This window comes from Pseudomonas sp. KCJK9111 (genome assembly GCF_046231935.1).
In the GTDB taxonomy this organism is placed as follows: Bacteria; Pseudomonadota; Gammaproteobacteria; order Pseudomonadales; family Pseudomonadaceae; genus Aquipseudomonas; species Aquipseudomonas parafulva_B.
In genome coordinates this window covers 74,785-93,932 of record NZ_JBJJMO010000004.1, presented here as the reverse complement: position 1 = coordinate 93,932, position 19,148 = coordinate 74,785, and the positions used below count along the sequence as shown (strand labels likewise).

Below are 19,148 nucleotides of genomic sequence, written 5' to 3'. Positions count from 1 at the left end.
ATGGCCAGCAATTCGGCAAAGCATGCACAAGATGTACTGATGGCTGACTTCCAGGCACTGGTCCGCGACACGGAGAAGCTGCTGGCCGATACCGCCAACCTGGCAGGTGACCAGGCGCAAGTGCTGCGCGAACAGATGCACGAGCGCCTGGCGCAGGCACGCGAGGCGCTGGAAGTCACCCAGGAATCATTGCGCGAACGCAGCCAGGAGGCTCTGGGCAGCGCCGAGCAGTATGTCCAGGAAAAACCCTGGCATGCCATTGGTATCGCCGCCGGCGTGGGCCTGTTCATCGGCTTGCTGGCAAACCGTCGTTAAGGGGTTTTCATGGACAATGACGCCATCGGCACCGGTGCCACTGGCAAGCGGCTCGGTGCAGCTGTTCTTGGGCTGCTACACAGCCATATAGAACTGTTCGGCATCGAACTGCAGGAGCAGAAAGGACGAACCCTGCGCCTGTTGCTGTTCGCAGGCCTGGCACTGGTTTTCGCGCTGCTGCTGCTGACAGCGCTTTCCGGGTTGGTGCTTGTTCTGCTCTGGGACAGTTATCGCCTGGCCGGCATAATTGGTCTGTGCGTGTTCTATGGACTGGCAGCGCTGTACTGTGGCCTGCGCCTGAAAAGCGCGGTGTTCGACGAGTCCTCGCCCTTCCACTCCACGCTTGAGGAACTGGCCAAAGATCGGGAGCGCCTTCTGCCATGAACCTGCCTGACTTGCCCAACACACGTAATCCGCGTGAACTGCGCAAAGCGCTGCTGCGCCTGCGCATGGAAATGCACCGCCAGGAAATCCGCCATGAAACCGGCCAATTGCTCGAGCCTGTGCGGCGCATACGCGGCATGGGGAGCTCGCTCCATGCCGGGCTTGGCATCAAGCATGCACCCTTGTGGGGCATAGGGGCGGTAGTGGCTATGGGCTTTTTGACAGGCAAGGGCGTTCGAAGTGGTGGTCTTCCCCGCCTTGTCCGCCTAGGTGCCAGCCTGATTCCCTTGGTCAAGCTCTTCATGCAGAGCAACCGTCGTCGCCGGTGATCCCCACCTCACGCCGCGTCAGTGGTTGTTCGCGGACAAGAACCACTGACACGGCGTATGCTTCGCTGCAACCCCTTCTGGAGACTGCGCCTTGGATTGGCATACCCTGCTCACCCGCGAACGCCTGGGCAAAGCTCAGTACAGTGCTGAAGAATTGGGACGCAGCCCGTTTCACAAAGACCATGACCGCATCATTTTCTCCGGCGCATTTCGTCGCCTGGGGCGCAAGACGCAAGTTCATCCTGTCACCAGCAACGATCACATTCACACGCGCCTGACACATTCGCTGGAGGTGAGTTGCGTAGGCCGGTCCCTTGGCATGCGCGTTGGGGAAACCCTGCGTACAAGCCTGCCTGACTGGTGTGAACCGAGTGACTTGGGCATGGTGGTGCAGTCGGCCTGCCTTGCCCATGACATCGGCAACCCTCCCTTCGGACACTCCGGTGAAGATGCCATCCGTCATTGGTTTCAGCAGGCCGCCAATCGTGGTTGGCTGGACGACATGCGCGACGATGAACGTGCCGACTTCCTCAATTTCGAGGGCAATGCCCAAGGCTTTCGGGTACTGACGCAGCTGGAATACCACCAGTTCGATGGGGGCACCCGCTTGACCTATGCCACCCTCGGAACCTATCTCAAGTACCCCTGGAGCGCGCGTCATGCCGATGCCCTGGGCTACAAAAAGCATAAGTTCGGGAGTTACCAGAGCGAATTGCCGCTGTTGGAACAAATTGCAGCTCGTCTGGGCTTGCCCCAAGTAGACGATCAGCGCTGGGCACGGCATCCCCTGGTGTATTTGATGGAGGCTGCCGATGACATCTGCTATGGCCTGATCGACCTGGAAGATGGCCTGGAAATGGAGCTTCTGCAGTACGCTGAAGTTGAAGCGCTGTTGCTCGATCTGGTAGGCAGCGACCTGCCGGAAACCTACAGGCAGCTCGGTCCAAGTGACTCGAGGCGCCGCAAGTTGGCGATCCTGCGCGGCAAGGCAATCGAACACCTGACCAATGCGGCCGCGCAGGCCTTCGTGGAACAGCAGGATGCACTGCTCACCGGCCATTTGACCGGTGATCTTGTCGAGCACATGCACGGCCCCGCTAAACGATGCGTACTGCACGCCAAGGCGATGGCGCGAAACAAGATTTTTCAGGACAAGCGCAAGACGCTTCACGAGATCGGTGCCTACACCACGCTGGAAATCCTGTTGAACACCTTCTGTGGCGCCGCACTGGAGCAACATGGGGGGCGCATGCCCTCGTTCAAGAGCCGTAGGGTATTGGACCTGCTAGGCAACAATGCCCCCGACCCCCATGGTTCGCTTTATCAGGCTTTCCTGCGAATGATCGATTTCATAGCCGGCATGACCGACAGCTACGCCAGCGAAATGGCACGGGAGATGACAGGGCGTTCCGGCTCTGCATGAAGATGCGTAGAAAATCTGTCGGCCTGCGCTTTCAAACGGTTGAATCAGGAAAGACTTACATCCAATTCAACCAACCTTGGATACCGAGTTCAAACCATAAACATCAGCTAACAAACAAGGTTTGACTTTGGTTGTTGATGCAACCGTACGTAAGTAGTTTTTGTTAAATTTGTAGGCCATTTCCTATATACGGTTATTGAGCCGCCCCCGCATTACTTGCCGCTTTCAACTGGGTTAAGGTGCCAACTGTCACCCTCATTGATAGCAGGGAAGTAGAACATGTACTCCATATTCATCGTCGACGACCATCCGGTAATCCGGCTGGCAGTGCGCATGCTTCTGGAAAATCAGAATTACAAAATCGCTGGCGAATCGGACAACGGCGTGGATGCCATGCAGATGATTCGCGAAACCAATCCAGACCTGATCATCCTGGATATCAGCATCCCCAAGCTCGATGGCCTGGAAGTACTGGCACGGTTTCAGTCCATGGCGATGTCACAGAAAATCCTTGTGCTGACCGCGCAGTCGCCAGCGCTGTTCGCAGTGCGCTGCATGCAATCAGGGGCAGCGGGCTATGTCTGCAAGCAAGAAGACCTGAGCGAATTACTCAGCGCGGTCAAGGCGGTTTTGGCTGGGGACAACTACTTTCCCAGCCAGGCGATGCAGACTCATGCACCTGTTGACACCGACCTGCAACTTCTAAGTACAGTCAATGATCGGGAATTGATGGTTCTTCAACTTTTCGCACAAGGGCGAACCAACAAGGAGATTGCAAAAGGCATGTTTCTAAGCAGCAAGACGGTCAGTACCTACAAGAAACGCCTCATGCACAAACTCGAAGCCAGCACGCTGGTCGATCTGATCGACATGGCTAAGCGCAACGCACTGGTCTGAGGGCTCCATGGCACGTTTTATCGCCCTCCTGCTCCTGGTCGCCACACTGCCAGTCAACCTGGCGAACGCCGGGCAGCAAGGCGCGTCCCAGCTGTCCCTGGTGGCTCGCTCCACCGCACGGCCCGCCATGCCTGCGATCACCCCTGAACAACAGCAATGGCTGAATGCTCGCCACGAACTGGTGCTCGGCACCTCTGCCCCGGATTATCCACCTTTTGACATCAGCAGTGGGGGGCGCGACTATCAAGGCCTTACCGCAGAGTACGCCAGCCTGCTGGGCAAGGCGCTTGACCTGCCGGTGCGCGTGCTGCGCTATCCAAGCCGCCAGGCGGCGCTGCAGGCCCTCAAACAAGGCGACATCGACCTGCTGGGCAGTGCCAACGGCTATGACGCCAACTATGAAGGCGTGGTGCTGTCGCACGCCTACGCCATCGACCAACCCGTGCTGGTCACGCGAGAGGACGAACATCGGGCGCTGGACACTGGCCTGGCAGGCATGCGCCTTGGCATGCTGTATCACTACCTGCCGAGGAAAGAAGTACTCAGTGTCTATCCCGATGCCAAGGTCCTGGCCTTCGGATCATCCAGCGAAGCCTTGAATGCGGTGGCGTTCGGCCAGGCCGATGTCTTCATCGGCGACACGATTTCCACCCACTATCAACTCAACCGCGGCCATCTGCCAAGGCTGCGTATGGCCAGCTTTGGCAACCATGAAGCATTTGGCTTTGGCTTCGCCCTACGCCAGCAAGACACGGTACTGCTCGCGCTGGTCAATGCTGCGCTCGACAGTCAGTCCCCCGCCCTGCGTTCGAGCATATTCAAACGCTGGAGTGCAGGCAGCGATTTGCTTCTGACCGACCGCAAGCTTCGACTGACGCGTACCGAAGAGCAGTGGTTGCAGCGTCATCCGGTCATGCGTGTCGTTGTCGACGGTACGGCGGCGCCATTGTCCTACTTCGACAAATCGGGCTATTTCCGCGGCATCACCGCCGACCTGCTGGAACTGATCAGCCTGCGTACGGGCTTGCGTTTCGAGGTGCAACGGGCCAGTGGCATCGCAGACATGATTGCCCGGGTCAAGGACGGGCGAGCCGATGTGATCGCTGCACTGGCAAGCGGCAGCATCGACCAGAACGATCTGCAGATCAGTCAGGCATATCTGGACAGCACTTACGTGCTGGTCAATCACAAGGGCAACGCGGCAGCCACTTCGCTGGACGACCTGCGCGGGAAGCGGATCGCAATCACGCGCTACAGCGCCCTGGACACCATGCTCTCGCGCTATCACCCGCAAATTGGCTGGATAGAAACGGAAAGCTCGTACTACTCCATGGCCCTGCTCAACAGCGGAGCAGTGGACGCGGTCATCACCACACTGATCGACGCCAACCACGCCTTGGCCAGCAATCCCGACCTGATCATCCGCACCACAGTGGGCAGCGAACCTGCCAGTTATGCCATGGCCACCAGCACCCCCTCCAAAACCCTCATTTCAATTCTGGACAAGGCACTTTCGAGCATTTCACCTGAAGAGCTGGGGGTAATCAACAACCGCTGGCGAGGCTTCACACTGTTCGAAGATGCCAAGGGCGAGGGGTTGCGCCGCTTGACGGTATTGGTAGCCCTGGGTGCGGCGGTATTGCTGTTGTTGGCCCTGTTGTGGAATGCCCGCCTGCGTTTGCAGATCCGTCAACGCCAGCAAGCAGAGCGCGCCCTGAACGATCAGGTGGCATTCATGCGCGCATTGCTCAACGGTACGCCACACCCGATGTACGTCCGTGATCGAGAAGGCTGCCTGCAAAGCTGCAACTACAGCTACCTCGAAGCGGTTCAGGCCAGCGCCGAGGAGGTCCTGGGCAAGCAACTGGAGAGCAGCCTGTTTGCCGACTGCGAACAGACCCGACAAATCCAGAACGACTACGCCAAGGTGATGGCGGCTGGTACGCCGTTGATCATGGACCGTCCCTTGCGCATCAAGGGCCGGGAAATCACCATCTACCACTGGATCCTGCCCTACCGGGATTCGTTGGGCGAGGTACAGGGCATCATTGGCGGATGGATCGATATCAGCGACCGCCGCCAGCTGGTCAACGAGTTGCGTCAAGCCAAGCAGCAGGCCGATGACGCCAACCGGGCCAAGAGCACGTTCCTGGCCACCATCAGTCATGAAATCCGCACGCCCATGAACGCAGTCATCGGCATGCTCGAACTCGCCGTCAAGCGCGCCGAGCAGGGCCAGGTCGATCGCGGCGCCCTTCAGCTGGCCCACCATTCGGCCAAGGACCTGCTTGGCTTGATTGGCGATATCCTGGACATCGTGCGCATAGAGTCAGGGCACCTCACGCTGGTCCCTGAAGTGGTCGACCTGGCTGAATTGCTCGAGTCGGTAGGGCGTATATTCGAGGGCCAGGCCAGGCAGAAAGGGTTGGCGCTGGAAGTCATCATCGAGCCCGCGGCACGTTGTCATGTCCTGCTGGACCCCTTGCGTTTCAAGCAAGTGCTGTCCAACCTGGTGAGCAATGCCATCAAGTTCACCGAGCACGGGCAGGTACGCATCCACGCCAAGCTACTACAGAACGAAGACAGCGCCAGCTCGCTGTTGGACATGGAGGTGCGCGACAGCGGCATCGGTATCCACCCGGACGACATGGAACGGCTATTCCGTCCGTTCGTTCAGGCTAACCCGCACAGCCAGGGCGCACGCGCGGGCACCGGGCTGGGTCTTACCATCTGTCGAACACTCTGCGAAATGATGGGGGCCGACCTCAGTATCAAGAGCCTGGAAGGCCTGGGCACACAAGTCCGGGTGAAGATGCCGCTGCAACAGGCCGACACTGCAGTGCAATCGGCACCGGTACCGGCTGCCGAGCGCTTACAGACACCCGACCCCCACCTCAACGTGCTGGTGATCGACGATCACCCTGCTAACCTGCAACTGATGGCGCAGCAGCTCGGTTACCTCGGGCTGCAGCACGCGACGGCCGAGGACGGTCGCGAAGGCCTGACGACATGGCGTGCAGGCGACTTCGATGTGCTGGTGCTCGATTGCAACATGCCCCACATGAACGGCTACCAATTGGCGACTGCGGTACGTGCCGAAGAGCAACGAACAGGACGCAGACGCTGCACGATCCTGGGCTATACCGCCAACGCACAACCCGAGGTACGGCGCAAATGCCTTGACTCTGGCATGGACGATTGCCTGCTCAAGCCCATCAGCCTCAGCACCCTGAGTCAGCACCTTGCAGCAGTGAACATGCAGCGCCGAAAAAAGAACCGACGCAAACCCTATTGCCTGGATGGACTCAGCGCGGTGGTCGGGCATGACCCGGCTGATCATGTGCGATTCCTCCAGACGCTGCAACAAAGCCTGGAGACAGACTTCACGCTCTTGATGGACCTGAAGCCTGATCAAGATCAACAAGCCATCGCCGCCCAAGCGCACAAAATTCTGAGCGCAGCACGCATGCTGGAAGCGGCAGCGCTGATGCGGGCCTGCGCCGCCCTTGAAAGTGAGGACCTCACCCCTGCCCAAGTGCGAGTGCGACGACAAGCCCTGGCCAGGCACATGCGCCGTGTGCACCGAGCGCTGACGCTGGACTTGTCGACAACCACGTGCACGTAGGCGGGCAACCGGGCGTGTTAACTGATAGACTGCGCGGCGTTATTACCTAAGAGGATTGTTTCATGGCCACAAACCGCTCCCGTCGTCTGCGCAAGAAGCTGTGTGTCGACGAGTTTCAGGAATTGGGCTTCGAGCTGAACCTGGAATTCAAAGAGGATCTGGATGACCAGGCAATCGATGCATTCCTCGACGCGTTCCTTGCCGAAGCCATGGATGCCAACGGCCTCGACTATGTCGGCGGTGACGATTACGGCCTGGTGTGCTCGGTCAAACGTGGCTCGGTCACCGAAGAGCAGCGCGCTGCCGTCGAAAGCTGGCTCAAAGGCCGCAGCGAACTGACCAAGGTCGAAGTCAGCCCACTGCTCGACGCCTGGTACCCGGAAAAGCCGATCAACAAGGCAGAGTAATCTCTGTCGGGTTCGTTCGCAGAAGGCCACCCCCAGGGGTGGCCTTTTTACTTTCGGGTCTGCGCACAAGCCGCAGTGCAGAACAAACTCACCGTAGCGGTCCGATGTGAAACCCATGTGCATCGAACTGGCGCAACCCCGGGGGGCTTGGGGCATAATGCGTGTGCATTCGTTCTGGGGCCATCATTCCTCTACAGCCCCAATGCCCTTTCTCCTCTTTGCAGGGTATCCGTTGATCATGATCAAGACGCTCCGCCCCATCCTACTCGCCGGCCTGTTGCTGCCTTTGGCCCTGACCAGCCAGGCCGCTGCGGTCAATACCAGCCTTCCACCCAAGGTGCAGCAGGCACTCAAGGCCAATAAGCTACAAGACACGGCATTGTCATTGGTGATGCTGCCCTTGGATGGCCCCGGCACAGCCACGGTGTTCAACGCCGACGTGTCCGTGAACCCTGCCTCGACCATGAAGTTGGTCACCACCTATGCTGCCCTGGAGCTGCTGGGGCCGACCTACCAGTGGAAAACCGAGTTCTTCACCGACGGCACGCTCAGCAACGGTGTACTCAACGGCAACCTCTATCTCAAAGGTGGGGGCGATCCGAAGCTGAACATGGAAAAGCTGTGGTTGCTGATGCGTGACCTGCGCGCCAACGGTGTGCGCACCATTACAGGTGACCTGGTGCTCGACCGCAGCCATTTCGTGCAGCCCAATCTTCCGCAATTCAATGACGACGGGGGTGATCAGAACAAGCCGTTCCTGGTGAAGCCTGACGCATTGCTGGTCAATCTCAAGGCCTTGCGCTTCGTGGCGCGCAACGATGGCGGCAGGGTCAGCGTTGCCGTGGAGCCACCGATTGCCAGCATTCGCATAGACAATCAGGTCAAGGCTATCAACAGCAAGAACTGCGCCGGCGACGTGCGCTACAACCCCGTGCCACAGCCGGACGGCATCACCGTGACTGTCAGTGGTCAACTGGGCGATGGCTGCAACTCCCAGACCTACCTCTCGCTGCTCGATCACCCGACCTATGCCGCCGGTGCGGTACGTGCCATCTGGAGCGAGCTGGGGGGTACCATCCAAGGTGCCGATCGCATCGAAAACGTGCCCAAAAGCGCCCGGTTGCTTGCGCGTGCATTCTCACCGGACTTGGTCGAAATCATCCGTGACATCAACAAGTACAGCAACAACACCATGGCTCAGCAGCTGTTCCTGAGCCTGGGTGCCCAGTTCCGGACCGATGCCGATGGCGATGACGCCCGTGCCGCGCAGCGTGTCGTGCGCCAGTGGCTGGCCAAGAAAGGCATCACTGCACCGCATCTGGTGATGGAAAACGGCTCAGGCCTATCCCGAGCCGAGCGCGTGAGCACTCGTGAGATGGCAGCCATGCTGCAAGCGGCCTGGAAAAGCCCTTACGCTGCCGAGTTCATGAGCTCGCTGCCACTGGTGGGTATGGATGGCACCATGCGCAAACGGCTCAAGCGAACCGCCATGACCGGTGAGGGCCACATCAAGACCGGTACGCTCAACACCGTACGGGCAATTGCGGGTTTCAGCCGTGACAGCAACGGCCATACCTGGGCAGTGGCTGCTATCCTCAACGACCCCAAACCGTGGGGCGCCTCTCAAGTGCTTGACCAGGTGCTGCTGGACCTCTACCGCCAGCCCAGCGCAGGCGCCAGTACAGCCGCCAAGTGACCTGCACGGCCTGTGCCCTGCAAGGGCACAGGCAACGGCGCATCAACGCAACTGCAGCTTCCAAGCACGGTGGATGCGGTTGTTGCGGGCGAAGTCCGGGTCAAGCGTCTGGGCGGTGATTTCCTCGACGGCGTAACGAGCAGACAGGTGCTCGTCGAGCTGAAACTTGCGGAAGTTGTTGGAAAAATACAGCACGCCACCTGGGGCCAGACGCGCCATCGCCAAGTCCAGCAACTGAACGTGGTCGCGCTGGACGTCGAACACACCTTCCATGCGCTTGGAGTTGGAGAACGTGGGCGGGTCGATGAAGATCAGGTCGTAGCTTTCACGTTCGGCCTCCAACCACGCCATGACATCGCCCTGCTCCAGACGATTGCGCTCTGAAAAGCCGTTGAGCGCCAAGTTGCGCCGCGCCCAGTCCAGATAGGTTTTCGACAGGTCGACACTGGTGGTGCTGCGCGCCCCGCCTTTGGCGGCATGTACAGTCGCCGTCGCGGTATAGCAGAACAAGTTCAGGAAACGCTTGCCGGCCGCCTCACGCTGAATGCGTACGCGCATCGGCCGATGGTCCAGAAACAGGCCGGTGTCGAGGTAGTCGGTAAGATTGACCAGCAGCCTGACCCCAGCTTCCGACACTTCCTGAAAACGACCTTCCGTGCCCTGGCGCTCGTACTGGCGGGTTCCGCTTTGACGCTCCCGGCGCTTGAGCACTACGCGTTGTGGCGAAATACCAAGGGCCTGGGGGATGGCTGCCAGCGCGTCGAGCAGACGACCCTGTGCCTTGTCGGGGTCGATCGAACGCGGTGCCGCGTATTCCTGCACGTGCACCCAGTCCTGATACACGTCTACAGCCAGGGCGTATTCGGGCATATCCGCATCGTACAGACGGTAACAGCTGACCTGTTCGCGGCGAGCCCACTTGCCCAGTTGCCGAAGGTTTTTCTGCAGGCGGTTAGCGAACATCTGCGCACCCTCGGACAGGCGTGCAGGTTCGCTGGCCAATGGCGCCGGCTCGTGTGCTTGCGGGGCTTGCGCCTGTTCGGTCCGGCGCTCGCCGGTGACGAACTGGTCCGGCTGGACCTTGAACAACAGCAGTTTGCAGGGCAGCGCACCGTTCCAGAATGCGTACTGCTTGTGGCTACGCAGGCCCATGCGCTTGCCCAGCTGCGCAGCGCCGGTAAAGACGGCAGCTTCCCAACCCATGCATGCCTGACGCAGGCGTTCGCCAAGGTTCTGGTAAAGGTAAAGCAGGCTGGCTTCGTCACCCAGGCGCTCCCCGTAGGGGGGGTTGCTGATGACCAAGCCTTTCTGGTTCTGGTCCGGGCGCGGCTCGAATGTGCTCACTTCGCCTTGATAGATCTTCACCCAATCGCTCAGGCCTGCGCGCTCGACGTTGTTGCGCCCTGGCTGGATCAAGCGCGGATCGGCTTCATAGCCGCGGATCCACAATGCAGGTTTGGCCAGGCCAGCTTCGGCGCGCGCCTGCGCCTGTTCATGCACCTTGCGCCAGAGCGCGGGCACATGGCCCAGCCACGCCGTGAACCCCCAACGCTCACGCTTGAGATTGGGAGCGATGTCCGCGGCGATCATGGCCGCCTCGACCAGGAAGGTGCCGACACCACACATGGGGTCAGCCAGGGCGCCGCCCTGGGCCGCGATGCGTGGCCAGCCGGAGCGAATCAACACCGCGGCGGCGAGGTTTTCCTTGAGCGGTGCTGCACCTTGCTGCAGGCGATAACCCCGCTGATGCAGACTATGGCCGGAAAGGTCCAGCGACAGGATCGCTTCGCCCCGGTCAAGGCGCAGGTGGACGCGCACATCCGGGTCGATCTTCTCCACCGACGGGCGTAGCCCGTCACGGTTGCGCAGTTTGTCGACAATGGCATCCTTGACCTTGAGGGCGCCGAAATGGGTATTGTCGATCCCCGACCCATGACCGCTGAACTCAACTGCCAGGGTACCATCGGCGGCCAGGTGATCAGCCCACTCCACGGCGTTGACACCGTCATACAGGTCGTCGGCGTTTTTCATGGAAAAACGCTTGAGCACCAGCAATACGCGGTTTGCCAACCGAGACCACAGGCACAAGCGGTATGCCGTCTCCATGTCGGCAGCCCCGCGGATGGCCGAGGTGTGTTCACGGACCTCGTCCAGACCAAGGCTGCGGGCCTCTTCTGCAAGCAGGCTTTCAAGGCCTTTGGGACAAGTGAGGTAGAGTTCGAAACGGTCCGACATGAGTTATCCAGCACATTAGGGCTATTAGACTGGCGCTGCGACGCATCGCAACGCCCTGTTTACCTGCACGCCTTTCCAACAGGTGTGCAAGTGGCCATCTGCCCCTTGCGGAGGCGCAATGACCGGGCCGCCCGACTTACCCATCTCTGCCTGACGGCACAGACAGCTTAGATCATCGAGCAGTACATAAAATTCTTGCGAAGCCGGGGCCGATGTGACCCTTCGTCGCATTTCGAGCTATTTCAAACCCCTCGCAAGGGCGATGGCAAACTGGCGTCAAACTTCGACGAAACCTTGATTCTGCGGGCTTACAGCGGGAATAAGGATGAGTCGCATTTATTTACTTATCCCCTGACCCTTGGAAAGGTTACGTGCTTATGACAAATCGATCATTCCCACCGTCACCCGCATTGGTTAGAACTGAGTACAGGCCGCATCGCAACGAAGCGGCACTTCAGGCTCGCGACGCCGGCAGCGAGCCCACACCGGCAGAACGATTCTGCCCGGCCTCAAGGAGGCCGACGGGACATTACAGTCAACAAGTGAGGGCAACACCCTATGAGAAGACTTAAGCGTGATCCGTTGGAAAGAGCTTTTTCACGTGGCTACCAATATGGAGTCACCGGCAAATCCCGGGAGCTTTGCCCCTTTACCCTGCCATCTGTTCGTCAAGCCTGGATCAACGGCTGGCGGGAGGGCCGTGGTGACAACTGGGACGGTATGACTGGCACCGCCGGTATCCACAGGCTCAACGAAAATCACGCCGTAGGCTGATAGAGGACATTCATCCGATTTACCAGGCACGCCCCACCAGGGCGGCGGGCTGAGGCCCAAGGGCCCCGTCAAGGGGCCCTTTTTTATGGGTGGGCTTACCGCTTGGGCATGGCGGCGATGGCGTCCACGGCTTCACGAATGAGTGCCGGCCCTTTGTAGATGAAGCCTGAGTAAATCTGCACCAAGCTCGCACCTGCGGCGATTTTTTCCGCCGCATGCTTTCCTTCCGTGATGCCCCCAGCTGCGATGATCGGCAGCTTGCCGCCCATTTCACCGGCCAATACCTGGACGATACGCGTGCTTTTCTGGCGCACTGGCGCACCTGAGAGTCCGCCCGCTTCGCCGCCATAGGGCAGCGCCTCCACGCCCTCACGCCCGAGCGTGGTATTGGTCGCGATGACCGCGTCCATGCCTGACTCCACAAGCGCAGCGGCTACCAGTGCCGTTTCTTCATCGCTCATGTCAGGGGCAATCTTGATGGCCAAGGGAACGTGCCGGCCATGACGCATGCTCAGCTGCGCCCGCCGTTCTGCCAAGGCATCGAGCAATTGCTTGAGCGAATCCCCGAACTGCAGGCTGCGCAGCCCCGGTGTGTTTGGAGAGCTGACATTGACCGTGACATAGCTGGCCGCGCTGTAGACTTTGTCCAGGCAGATCAGGTAGTCGTCCACCGCACGCTCGACGGGGGTATCGAAGTTCTTGCCAATATTGATACCCAGCACACCCGTATAACGTGCAGCGCGAACACGGCCCAGCAGATGATCAACACCCAGATTATTGAAACCCATGCGGTTGATGATGGCAGTTGCCTCTGGCAAGCGGAACAGGCGCGGTTTGGGGTTGCCCGGTTGCGGGCGAGGCGTAACGGTGCCGATCTCGACGAACCCGAAACCCAGCTGGGCGAAGCCGTCAATGGCCGTACCGTTCTTGTCCAGGCCGGCCGCCAGACCTACCGGATTGGCAAAATCAAGGCCCATGACCTTGACCGGCAATGAGGCCGGGCGCTTGCACAGCTTGCCATTCACGCCAAGTCGGCCGCCGGCACCGATCAGGTCCAACGACAGATCATGAGAAGTTTCCGGTGACAGTTTGAACAGCAGCTGGCGGGCCAGGTTATACATGGGCAGACAAGACTCGGGGTGAGTGAGGGGGCGATTATAGCCATCGCTGACGGGACAGGACAGCCCGATGTTGGCCTGCAGGTTTGCTGCAGGTGAACGTTTAGACAAATGTGTAGCAGGCAAACACTGCCTTGGTTGGGCCTTATACCAGTGCTTGCCTGCTGACATCACGTGCTGTCAGGCAGGCAAAGAAAAACCCGGCCGAGGCCGGGTTTTTCATGAAGCTTCAAACCAATTACTTGGCCTGGGCTTCTACCTGAGCTTCAACGCGACGGTTGATAGCACGGCCTTCTTCGGTGGCGTTGTCGGCAACCGGACGGGTTTCGCCGTAGCCAACCGAGTCAACACGGCTGGATTCTACGCCGTACTGCTGGGTCAGAACCTGCTTGACAGCGTTAGCACGACGCTCGGACAGCTTCTGGTTGTAAGCGTCTGGACCTACTGAGTCAGTGTGACCTTCAACCACGGTGGTGGTCTGTGGGTACTGCTTCATGAAGTCAGCCAGGTTCTTGATGTCGCCGTAGCTGTTTGGCTTGACGACCGACTTGTCGAAGTCGAACTTGACGTCCAGCTCAACGCGAACGACTTCGGCAACAGCCGGGCAGCCGTCGGCGTCAACAGTGACGTTAGCCGGGGTGTCTGGGCACTTGTCAACGTTGTCGCAAACGCCGTCGTTGTCGGAGTCGGAGCAGACTTCAGCAACTGGAGCAGGTGCAGGAGCAGCCTGGTTCTTCGGGCTACCGCCGAAGTTCAGACCAACACCAACGCTTGGAGCCCACTCGGTGTCGCCCTGGTCGATGTTGTACTGAGCTTCAACGCCGGCACGGGCGTAGAACATGTCAGTGATGTACCACTTGGCGCCAGCGCCAACGTTGGCGAAGGTGGAATGGTTACGACCACCGCGGCCGGTCTGGCCGATCGACTGGTGCGAGAAACCAGCGGAAACGTACGGACGGATGGCGTCGTACGGGTTGTTGAAGTGGTAAACGGCGTCCAGGGCAGTGTTGGAGCCCTTGATGTTCTTGCCGTCGTCGCCACGAGCGTTGTGGACTTCGTCGTAGCCCAGACGCAGTTCAACGTCGTCGGTCAGGAAGTAACCAATGGAGCCGCCGAACAGGTTACCGTCGTTTTTGAAGTCGCGCTGGCTGTCGAAGAATTCTTTCTTGTAGAAGATTTCAGTTTCGACGGCGCCTTGGCCTTGTGCCATAGCGCCAATCGAGGTGGCGGCTACGAGCGAACCAATGGCCAAGCCCAAGGTGTTTTTCAGTTTCATCCGTTAAATCCCCATCTGGTGATAGTTAAGCAGTCCCACCAAAACCGGGGGGACAACTCGTCGGCGAGTCTAGCAGAACTCGCCGGTTCGTTAGAGATATTTGCTGGTCGTTAAGTTTCATCGAGACCGGCAAATTTCTCCCGAAGCTTGTCAAGCGCACGCTTGTAACGCATTTTCGTCGCGCTGAGCCCCATGTGCATGATGTCCGCGATCTCCTGAAACTCCAGTTCGGCGACGAATCGCAGCACCAGGATTTCCCGATCGATCGGGTTCACATGGACCAGCCACTTGTCCAGCCCGCCCTTTTCTTCAGCCTTGGGTGCCTTGTCCTCGGACGCCTCTTCGACGGGGTCCAGGCTCAGGGCATCCATCAACCTGCGCTTGCGGCGCTCCTTGCGGTACTGGGTGATGCATTCATTGTAGGTGATGCTGTAAAGCCAGGTCTTGAATTTGGATTTTCCCTCGAAATTCTTCAGGCCATAGAGCACTTTCAACATCACTTCCTGACAGACATCGTCCGCGTCCCGGTCGTTCCCCAAATAACGTGCACACACGTTGAACAGGGTTCGCTGGTAGCGACGCATGAGCTCCTCATACGCGCGAGTGACGTGGTACAGCTCCTCATGCGAGCGCGCCACCAACTCTTCGTCGGTGAGTTCGCGGGGGTCGTAGCGCATGGGCGGCGTGGGAACTTTATTCAAAACGGATCTGGCCGACAGTCAGGTCAATGTCGCCGCAAGTGCCCGGAGGGCCGTTTTTTGCGGCGGCATACATTAACAGCTTTGTTCGGTCAGCGGCTATTGACCCGCTGCTCGAGCAATTCCCGGTTGGACAGGGAAACCAGCTCGTCATCGTCGGTGAGGATCACCGTCTTGACCGTGCCGATCTCCTCGATATGCCCTTCGACCTCGCCAATGCGCACCTGCTGGCCCACCTGGAACAACTCGCGGACATAGATGCCGGCCAGGATCTGACCAGCGATTTCGCGGCTACCCAGGCCCATGGCCAGCGCAACGGCCAGACCAACGGTAATCAGGCCGATGACGATCACATGGTTGAGCAGGTCGGTCTTGACCTCCAGCTGGCTGATTGCCACTGAAATGCTGATGATGATCACCAGGCCCTGAACGATGCGTCCAAGCCCTGCGGCGTACTCAAGCCCTACGCCTTCGGCGGCGCCGCGCACCAGGCCGTTGGCCACCTGCGCCAGAAGAACGCCCGCGAGCAATATCAACGCGGCACCGAATACCTTGGGCAGGTACAAGGCCAGCATGTCGAGCGTGGCGGAGACGCGCTCCAGGCCCAGCGACTCGGCGGCCGACACCAGGAAGATCAGCAGCACGAACCAGTAGACGATCTTGCCGATCAGCGTAGAAATCGGTACCTGAATGCCAACCCGGCCCAGCATCTTGGTCAGACCCGTACCAGCCATCAGGCGATCGAGGCCAAGCTTGGCCAGCAGTTTGGAGAGCAAGGTATCGAGCAGTTTGGCTACCACGAAGCCCAGCAGCACCACGACTAACGCGCCGAACAGGTTGGGGATGAAGTTCGCCACCTTGGTCCATAGGGCGGTCATGGCGGTGACCAGGCTCTGGGTCCAGAGATCGAGTTCCATATTCAGTCGGCCTTATCAGCTTTGCTGCCAGCGGCAGCGTTGCGGGAAGAATGTCTACGCACCGGCGCGACGTGCGCCGAGCCATTGTTGATGGCAATCATCAGCGCCTGGCTCCAACGGCCAAGCAAGCTGAACAGATCACCGGCGCCAACCTGGCGGTTGGCGGTCTTGAGCACGCGACCCAGGCAGGCGGCATCATCCTGGTCATGGCGGTCATTGCCGGACGGGGATGCCTTGAGCAGGTCACGCAGGGATTGTTCAAACGGATCGTGCATGGGCACCTCGCGTAGTATCAGCAAGAGACGAGACGGCTTGGCGACGGGTCACACCTTGCGTCGACCAGGCTGCCGGCGCGCCGGTGGCTACACCCACTGCAAGCGCCGGAACAACCACCATTGCCCTGCTGCCAGCCCTACTACCACCAGGCACGCCAGGAGAAACCCATAAGGGTTCTGCGCCCCAGGAATGCCACCCACGTTAATGCCCAGCAACCCGGTGATGAAGCTCATTGGCAAAAAGATGCAGGTAATGATGCCGAACCGGTACATGGTGCGGTTCATGCGTTCGCTGCGGCGGCGGTCTTCGCTCTCGAGCACCAATGCCGCACGTTCGCGGGTGAGTTCGAGCTCCTCGAGGTAGCGGATCAGGCTGTTGTTCAGCTCGTTCCAGTAATCGGCGTCGACCTCGGCAAACCAGCTCCACTTGCTGCGTGAAAGATGTGCATAGATGTCGCGCTGCGGGGCCAAAAAGCGTCGCAGCCCGGCCGCGCGGCGGCGGATCTGTTGCAAGCTGCCCTGATCAGGCTGGTGCCGCTCGTCAGCCTCTACCTTTTCTTCTTCAACATCGACCAGCTCGGACAGGTCGCTGACTAATCCCTGGACTTTCTCGGTCAGCAGCTCGCCCATCAGCAACAGCAGCTCGGAAGCGGTCTTGGGCCCCCTGCCCTGCTCCAGCTGCAGCAGGATTTCGTCGCTGGCCCTGAGCGGGCGCAAGCGCAGCGAAATCACGCGCTGGGCCTGGGCGAAGATGCGTACCGAAACCATGTCTTCAGGCTCGGCGCCAGGGTTGAGGTTGACCCCGCGCAAAAAGAGCAACAATTGCTCGTCGGCCATCGGCAGCAAGCGCGGCCGCGTGTTCTCTTCAAGCAACAGCTCACAGGCGAATTCACTGAGACCACTTTCGCTCAGCAGCCAAGACCGGGTTTGGGGATGACTGCGATCCCAGTGCAACCAGAGGCTTTGCTCAGGCTGCAGTTGCAAGTCGCCCAGCTCGGTACGGGCGATGGCGCGTGCCCCGCCCTTGCCGTCGAGCACCAGGGCATGCACCAGCCCCCACTGCGCGTTGTCTTCCTCGAACATCAAAGCTCCATCAGCGCCTGCGGCGCGTCACTCCGGCATCTGCAGCGGGCTTGGCGAGACCAGCACGCCGTTGTTGTCGGCGTAGACGTATTCACCGGGCCTGAAGGTAACGCCCGCGAAGTTCACCACGACGTTCAGGTCGCCAATGCCACGCTTGTCGGTCTTGAGCGGGTGACTGGCCAGCGCCTGTACACCTACGTTGGTCTGGATCAGTGCATCGACGTCGCGTACGCAGCCGTAGATCACCAAGCCTTCCCAGCCGTTTTTAGCCGCTTTCTCGGCGAGCATGTCGCCCAACAGGGCGCGACGCAGCGAACCGCCGCCGTCGACTACCAACACCTTGCCCCGGCCATCGAGCTCGACCTGCTCACGCACGAGCGAGTTGTCCTCGAAGCACTTGATGGTGACGATCTGGCCGCCGAACGAATCACGGCCACCAAAGTTGCTGAACATCGGCTCCAGCACCTGCACGAGGTCCGGGTAGGCGTCACACAGGTCGGGCGTTACGTAATGCTGCATGGCAAGCTCCTGTCAGTCACAACGAAAGCGATTGTGGGCCAAGGCTACACCTTGGAGCACACCGCAGTCACCCGAGACCGCTCGGTCAGCGCCTTTCAAACAGCTGGCACAAGCGCCAAGGCCTCGATGGAGGCATGCACCGGCAACCCGGGCTCACGTAGCCAGCGTTCTACCAGCGGCCATACCTGCACGTGGGCAGCCTGGCTGGCCAGCATGTCCGCATGGCCAAAGGCATCGAAGCCCGCCGCAGGCCCAAGGCAGAGGAACTGCTTGCGTGCACCCCCGAATTGCTCGAACAACATGCGGCAGGCCCACGGTGGGCTCTGCGGGTCGGCCGCGGCGGCCACGGCAAGCGTCGGCACGTCGACTTGCGCAAGGCCTGCCCACCAATCACCCTGCTTGTCGCCAAAACGCCCAAACAAGCCGTGCCAGCGCATGTGTTCAAAGGCAAGGCCGACGGGTTCATCCTCTGGGCCGCGCCCAAAGCGCGCGCCAGACAGGTGCCCCCAGCGGCGAAGCAGCCAGCGCACACCCCACACCACCGGAGGCACTTTCAACGGCCAGTAGCTGCGGCTTACCTGGGAACCGAACAGCGCCACGCCCGCTACATGCTGCACAGCCAATGCGCCGCTACCCAGGGCGACCGCCAGCGTGGTGCCGCCCAACGAATGCCCGATCCACAGGGGCGCCCTGCCTGCTTTCTCATGCACGAAGGCACCGATGGCCGGCACGTCATCACGCGCATAGGCAGCCACCGTGTTCTGTGCCCAATCCCGATTGCGCGGCGACAACCCGTGCCCACGCATTTCGGGAATCCACACATCGAAGCCGGCCCGGGCCAGGTACGCCCCGAGGCCACCCCCCTTGGGTGAATACCAGAAACGCCGATTGGAAAAGCTGCCATGCAGCAGGATGACCGGGATACCCTGGGCGCTGCTCTGATCAGCCAGGCCCAGGCGAGTCACGGCCAGCTCCACGCTGGGATCGGGCCCCAGGCCGGCCTTGATGCGATAGACATCTTCACTGAGGTCGCCGCGGCGCTCGGCACTGAGCAAGGCGACGGGAAATAATGTACTGCTGCTTTGCATAGGTCGGTTGCTTGTCGCACAAAAAAGGGCGAAATCCATTGCTGGAACTCGCCCTGGAAAAAACCAGGCGAGGTGCGCCAGACGCCCCT

General features: G+C 60.1%; 18 protein-coding genes. 9 read left to right on the top strand and 9 right to left on the bottom strand.

Annotated features, from left to right (window positions below; genetic code table 11):
- The 8 genes from ACK59L_RS03185 (at position 1) to dacB (ending at position 9,076) form a co-directional block, all read left to right on the top strand.
- Positions 1-315, top strand: coding sequence for a YqjD family protein (locus ACK59L_RS03185; RefSeq protein WP_058604531.1), 315 nt, complete (start codon positions 1-3; stop codon positions 313-315).
- 9 nt (positions 316-324) lie between these two features.
- Positions 325-699 carry a phage holin family protein gene (locus tag ACK59L_RS03180; protein ID WP_144966533.1) on the top strand — a complete coding sequence of 125 codons (375 nt, stop codon included), beginning with the start codon at positions 325-327 and terminating at the stop codon, positions 697-699.
- Positions 696-1,028, top strand: a complete 333-nt coding sequence (locus tag ACK59L_RS03175; protein ID WP_027916551.1) for a hypothetical protein — start codon at positions 696-698, stop codon at positions 1,026-1,028. The genes ACK59L_RS03180 and ACK59L_RS03175 overlap by 4 nt, the downstream gene beginning before the upstream one ends.
- A 91-nt stretch (positions 1,029-1,119) precedes the next feature.
- Positions 1,120-2,451, top strand: coding sequence for a deoxyguanosinetriphosphate triphosphohydrolase (locus ACK59L_RS03170; protein WP_409271810.1), 1,332 nt, complete (start codon positions 1,120-1,122; stop codon positions 2,449-2,451).
- A 279-nt stretch (positions 2,452-2,730) separates the two neighbouring features.
- Positions 2,731-3,348 carry a response regulator gene (locus ACK59L_RS03165; protein WP_409271808.1) on the top strand — a complete coding sequence of 206 codons (618 nt, stop codon included), beginning with the start codon at positions 2,731-2,733 and terminating at the stop codon, positions 3,346-3,348.
- 7 nt (positions 3,349-3,355) lie between these two features.
- Entirely contained in the window at positions 3,356-6,973 is a 3,618-nt protein-coding gene (locus ACK59L_RS03160) for an ATP-binding protein (protein WP_409271806.1), read from the top strand.
- A 62-nt stretch (positions 6,974-7,035) separates the two neighbouring features.
- Complete coding sequence (locus ACK59L_RS03155) at positions 7,036-7,380, top strand: YggL family protein (RefSeq protein WP_023533709.1); 345 nt, start codon at positions 7,036-7,038, stop codon at positions 7,378-7,380.
- A gap of 238 nt (positions 7,381-7,618) precedes the next feature.
- On the top strand, positions 7,619-9,076 hold the full coding sequence (gene dacB, locus ACK59L_RS03150; protein ID WP_058637687.1) for a D-alanyl-D-alanine carboxypeptidase/D-alanyl-D-alanine-endopeptidase: 1,458 nt from the start codon (positions 7,619-7,621) through the stop codon (positions 9,074-9,076).
- Positions 9,077-9,118: 42 nt separating this feature from the next.
- On the opposite strand, the gene rlmKL is transcribed toward dacB, so the two are convergent.
- Positions 9,119-11,311 carry a bifunctional 23S rRNA (guanine(2069)-N(7))-methyltransferase RlmK/23S rRNA (guanine(2445)-N(2))-methyltransferase RlmL gene (rlmKL, locus tag ACK59L_RS03145; protein ID WP_409271803.1) on the bottom strand — a complete coding sequence of 731 codons (2,193 nt, stop codon included), beginning with the start codon at positions 11,309-11,311 and terminating at the stop codon, positions 9,119-9,121.
- A 558-nt stretch (positions 11,312-11,869) separates the two neighbouring features.
- On the opposite strand from rlmKL, the gene rmf reads away from it, so the two are divergent.
- Positions 11,870-12,085 carry a ribosome modulation factor gene (gene rmf / locus ACK59L_RS03140; RefSeq protein ID WP_023533691.1) on the top strand — a complete coding sequence of 72 codons (216 nt, stop codon included), beginning with the start codon at positions 11,870-11,872 and terminating at the stop codon, positions 12,083-12,085.
- A gap of 95 nt (positions 12,086-12,180) precedes the next feature.
- Here rmf and ACK59L_RS03135 read toward each other — a convergent pair whose 3' ends face one another.
- The 8 genes from ACK59L_RS03135 to ACK59L_RS03100 all read right to left on the bottom strand — a co-directional run bounded on the left by ACK59L_RS03135 (position 12,181) and on the right by ACK59L_RS03100 (position 19,059).
- On the bottom strand, positions 12,181-13,206 hold the full coding sequence (locus ACK59L_RS03135) for a quinone-dependent dihydroorotate dehydrogenase (RefSeq protein ID WP_409271801.1): 1,026 nt from the start codon (positions 13,204-13,206) through the stop codon (positions 12,181-12,183).
- Between the two features lie 235 nt (positions 13,207-13,441).
- Positions 13,442-14,479, bottom strand: coding sequence for an OmpA family protein (locus tag ACK59L_RS03130; protein ID WP_023533705.1), 1,038 nt, complete (start codon positions 14,477-14,479; stop codon positions 13,442-13,444).
- A 110-nt stretch (positions 14,480-14,589) separates the two neighbouring features.
- Entirely contained in the window at positions 14,590-15,156 is a 567-nt protein-coding gene (sigX, locus tag ACK59L_RS03125; protein ID WP_023533721.1) for an RNA polymerase sigma factor SigX, read from the bottom strand.
- A gap of 113 nt (positions 15,157-15,269) precedes the next feature.
- Positions 15,270-16,094, bottom strand: a complete 825-nt coding sequence (locus ACK59L_RS03120) for a mechanosensitive ion channel family protein (RefSeq protein WP_027916543.1) — start codon at positions 16,092-16,094, stop codon at positions 15,270-15,272.
- Positions 16,095-16,096: 2 nt separating this feature from the next.
- The gene (locus tag ACK59L_RS03115; protein WP_023533663.1) at positions 16,097-16,369 is read right to left on the bottom strand and encodes a hypothetical protein; all 273 of its coding nucleotides are present in this window, start codon (positions 16,367-16,369) and stop codon (positions 16,097-16,099) included.
- 87 nt (positions 16,370-16,456) lie between these two features.
- Positions 16,457-17,452: a zinc transporter ZntB gene (locus ACK59L_RS03110; RefSeq protein WP_167339743.1), complete on the bottom strand. Its 996-nt coding sequence runs from the start codon at positions 17,450-17,452 to the stop codon at positions 16,457-16,459.
- A 27-nt stretch (positions 17,453-17,479) separates the two neighbouring features.
- Positions 17,480-17,971, bottom strand: a complete 492-nt coding sequence (gene rraA, locus ACK59L_RS03105) for a ribonuclease E activity regulator RraA (protein WP_058604522.1) — start codon at positions 17,969-17,971, stop codon at positions 17,480-17,482.
- 95 nt (positions 17,972-18,066) lie between these two features.
- Complete coding sequence (locus ACK59L_RS03100) at positions 18,067-19,059, bottom strand: alpha/beta fold hydrolase (protein ID WP_230380096.1); 993 nt, start codon at positions 19,057-19,059, stop codon at positions 18,067-18,069.
- Positions 19,060-19,148: the final 89 nt, after the last annotated feature.